The sequence below is a fragment of the Hamadaea tsunoensis DSM 44101 genome (assembly GCF_000428945.1).
GTDB classification, from domain to species: Bacteria; Actinomycetota; Actinomycetes; order Mycobacteriales; family Micromonosporaceae; genus Hamadaea; species Hamadaea tsunoensis.
Window position 1 is genome coordinate 1 of sequence record NZ_AUAX01000062.1, and the last position, 3857, is coordinate 3857.

3 protein-coding genes and 1 pseudogene are annotated in these 3857 nt (G+C 68.2%); all 4 read right to left on the reverse strand.

The window, feature by feature from the left end; all coding sequences use genetic code 11:
• Nucleotides 1-114: 114 nt before the first annotated feature.
• Nucleotides 115-1308, reverse strand: coding sequence for a site-specific integrase (locus tag G401_RS51420; protein WP_051367910.1), 1194 nt, complete (start codon nucleotides 1306-1308; stop codon nucleotides 115-117).
• Nucleotides 1305-1535, reverse strand: coding sequence for a helix-turn-helix domain-containing protein (locus G401_RS55390; RefSeq protein WP_281174231.1), 231 nt, complete (start codon nucleotides 1533-1535; stop codon nucleotides 1305-1307). The genes G401_RS51420 and G401_RS55390 overlap by 4 nt, the downstream gene beginning before the upstream one ends.
• A gap of 170 nt (nucleotides 1536-1705) precedes the next feature.
• Nucleotides 1706-3424 (reverse strand): replication initiator, encoded by a 1719-nt coding sequence (locus G401_RS51430; protein ID WP_456064520.1) that lies wholly within the window; start codon nucleotides 3422-3424, stop codon nucleotides 1706-1708.
• 35 nt (nucleotides 3425-3459) lie between these two features.
• Nucleotides 3460-3857: pseudogene (locus tag G401_RS0138925) on the reverse strand (hypothetical protein); the annotation flags it as partial.

Below are 3857 nucleotides of genomic sequence, written 5' to 3' on the forward strand. Positions count from 1 at the left end.
TTCCTTGACACGGAAGAGGTCACTGGTTCAAACCCAGTATCGCCCACCAGGTCAGAGGCCACATCCGATCGATGGATGTGGCCTCTTTCGTATCCCGAGTGACTAACTGGGTGACTACGGTCTCGGGGCCTCTCCCCCATCGCGCGACGCCTCCTTCGGCCGGCGGAAGATGCGGTCCATCTCCTGCGCCGCTCCCAGCAGGACGGGTCGCAACTGATGACGATAGACCGCCTCGGTCACCCGAGTACCTGCGTGACCGCACAGCTCGGCAATCCTCTCGATGGTCATGCCCTCGGCCGACAGGATCGAGACGAAGCTGTGGCGGAGCTCCCGAGGGGTCCATTCCTTCGGATCCAGTCCCGCCACTTTGACGATCTGCCGAAACGAGCGGCGGACATTCGCCGCGTCCAGCGCCGCACCCGTTCGAGAGGCGAACACGAGTCCGTCCGCATCCCAAGTGCCGCCCGCCCGGTCACGCTGCAGCTCTTGCCGGCTGCGCAGAGCGCGAAGCGCGTAGACGCAACGTAGCGGCATAGCGAGGCTCCGGCGGGACTTCCTTGTCTTCGTGTCCCCGCCATCCCGGACCGACCGCCACACGTTGATCGAGGGTGGTTGTGGCGAGTCGCCGTCCGGGCGACCTTCGAGATCGACGTGATCCCACCTCAACGCCCGCAGCTCTTCGGTCCTGGCGCCGATGAGAAGCGACAGCACCAAATACGCCTCCAGCTTGGTGCCTTCGGCCGCGTCAAGAAGGCTTTTCGCCTGCTCGAAAGAGAGCGCCTTGGACGGCCGGCCTGGCTGCCCGGTCGGCACCTGCGCGAGGACGACGACATTGCGTTTGACCTTGTCCCTGGCCATCGCACGCATCACCGATCGGTTCATGATGCTGTGCAGGTTGCCGAGGGTGCTGTCACTGAGATCTCGCGCCTTGCGTTCCATCCAACGGTCTATGTCGGTAGCTGTCAGTTCCCGCAGCTTGCGCGCTCCGAGGTCCGGAATCACATGCCGCTCCGCGAGGAGCCGGTTCTTGGTCTTCGTAGACTCCGCACGTCCGGCGAGCCCGTAGGCGAGCCAGTCGGAGACGGCGTTTGCGACGGTGTAGTTGTGCGGCGCGATCGTAAGACCGTCCTCGTGGTCGCGGAGGACTTCCTTGAGCTTGTTCTTGGCTTCGGTCTTGGTCTTGCCGCTGCCCTTCCGGACGATGCGCTTGCCGGCCGGGGTGTAGCCGATGGTGACGGAGGCGATCCACCGTTTGCGGTCGTCGTCCCAGTGCAGTCCGCCGTCGCCTTTGCTGCGGCGCGAGGTCATGCGGTGACTCCGTTCTCTCGTTCGAGCAGGGCTACGAAGTCGGTGATGGCGCCGGCGGGTACGCGGCGGCTCTTGCCGACTTTGACGGTGCGGAGCCTGTGTGCCCGGATCTGTTCGTAGATGACGGTGCGGGACAGGCTGAGTAGGTTCATCGCTTCGGGGATCTTGTAGAGCGCCTTTGCTCCTTCCTCCGTAGCGGAGGCGCCCGTACGAGGACGGACGCCGATAGCGTTGTCTGACAAGGGTTCTCCTCTCGGATCTGGCTATTTCCGTTGCTATCTGGTCTTCTGGGCATGCGAAGGTCGCCCCTCTAGGTTCATGTCCACTGTGGAGTTTTCAAGGAGCAGGTTCGCGTGGTCGGGCATCCTTGTGGGTCTGTCCGGTGGTCACGGGGTGGTCAGTGGTTGGTGAGGGCGTCGCGGGCGGCTTCGCGTCGGGCTCGGGCCATGGCAGCGCTGGTGTTGGCGAGGATGGCGTCTCCGGTGTTGTGCCAGCCGATGCCGGCGTAGGTGAGGCCGCCGACGATGAGGATGGTTTCTTCGTCGGTGTGGTCGGCGGTCCGGATGGGCTCGACGGGTGTGGGTGTGCGGTGGTAGTCGCGGCGGGCGTTGCGTAGGGCTGTGAAGGTCGTGGAGTAGCGGCGGGCGGTGGTGAAGCAATGGCCGCCGAAGCCCAACAGGTGCGCCCAGCGGCGAAGTTTGCTGTAGGGGTTGTCTTCGTCTGGGGGTTCGTATTGGGCGCGTTGGGTGTCAAGCAGTGCTTGACTGCTGGGGTGGCAGCGGACGCAGACCGTCAGTCGGGTGTTGTGGCCGCATTCGGGGCAGGTCCATGGCGGGCGGAGTCGGGTTGCCCGCCACGGTGGGGGTAGTCGGTCGTAGGTGTCGGGTTCGGTGGTGGGGCGGCCGAGGTGCCAGCAGGCGGCGATGAGCCTGTCGATGTGGTCGCCGGCAGGGTCGGCGTACGCGTCGATGGTCTGGTCGGTGATCCGGGCGGATGCGTGTCCGGCGGGCTCGGATCCTTTGGTCGCGTACTTGGACAGGTAGCCGGCGACTTGTCCGTCGGTGATCGGGTCGTTGCCGGACAGGTTCAGGGGTCGCAGGTCGAGTTGTGGTCCCCAGGCGATGGGCCAGCCTTCGGGCTGGTCGGGGTGGGCCGGGGTGACGAAGGCGATGGCGGAGGCGTGCTGCAGGGCGGTGACGATGTCGTCGGCGGTGAAGCCAGGGGGTGGGGGCACGACTGCGGTCGGGTTGAGGGTGGCGACGCCGTCGAGGCGGACCAGGACGTGAAAGTGCACAGAACCGCGTGCCTGGAATTCCGCTGCCTTGCCGTGGGTGAGCCGCACGGCCGGTACAGTCCGCGGTTTGTTCGCGGGGGTGTAGCCGATCACGACGCGGGCAATGCCTCGCTCCCGCGCGACGGCCGCTAGGTGGCGGTCCGCGGCTTGCTTGGTCCGCCGCCACAGTTCTCCGCTGAAGCTGTTCCACATCACGTGGGCGTTGTGGTCGTAGCAGTCCAGGCACAGCGGCTTTCCGATGCGCCGGTCGCCGGACTCGTGGCGGGCGAAGCACACCGCCGACGTGTCGTGTTCGCAGGTGCGGGGGTCGCGGGGGCCGGTGCGGGCGTGGCAGGGCTCGGCCCGGCAGTCGCAGCGGGACCGCCGGGCGCAGGTGTGTTTGCGGACGACCCGGGTGTGCACGGTCCCGAACGAGGGTGCGGTGAACGTCGCGAACACGGCCGGGTGCGACGCGACGGTTTCGGGGATGCCTTTGCCGCCGACGAGTCCGGCGCGTAGGAGCTGAAAGGCGTCCTGCTGGTACAGCCGGGAGCAGGACGGGCAGACGCTGGCGAGCCGGGAGCCGCAGGCTTTGTAGATGACGCCGTCGGGCATGGCGGCGGTGTCGTAGCTGGACAGGATCCGGCCGGTGCTGGCCTCGACCTCGGCCCGGTAGCCGGCCAGACGGATCGGGCGCGTACACGCGGCGGCGGGGGCGATGTGGTGCAGCCACCGGTCCATGTCGGTCGACGCGGCGCGGACGGCGATGTGATCGCGCGTGGACAACGGCCGGAAGGTCTGCCACGGCTCGGGCTCGGCGGCCGGGGCCGCACCCAGCGGCATGGTGCTGCTGGGTGCGACGGTCGGGGTCGAGACGGTCACCGGGTGGTCTCCAGAACGCGGACGCCGTTGTGCACGGCCGGGCCGGACGACGTGACGGGGTTGAGCGCTGCTCGGACGGCGTGGGCGGTGTCGCTGGAGATGCGCAGCCGGACGGCGAGCTGGGGCACGGTGATCGGGGTGCCGGTGGTGGACAGGTGCACGCGGGCGAGCTGGCGGGCACGCGCGAGGAGCTCCGGGGTGACCTGGGGCCGGGTGGCGGCGGCGTCGGCCACGGTGACGGGGGTGTCGGTGGCGGAGGCGGCGGCCGGCGGCGTAGGTGTCGCGGGCTGGTCGGGCGTGACGACAGGGACCGGGGTACTGACCACGACCGGTGCGGTCACGGTGGCAGGCGGCGTCGGTGCGATCGGTGGGAGCGCCGGGGCCGGGGCGGGCT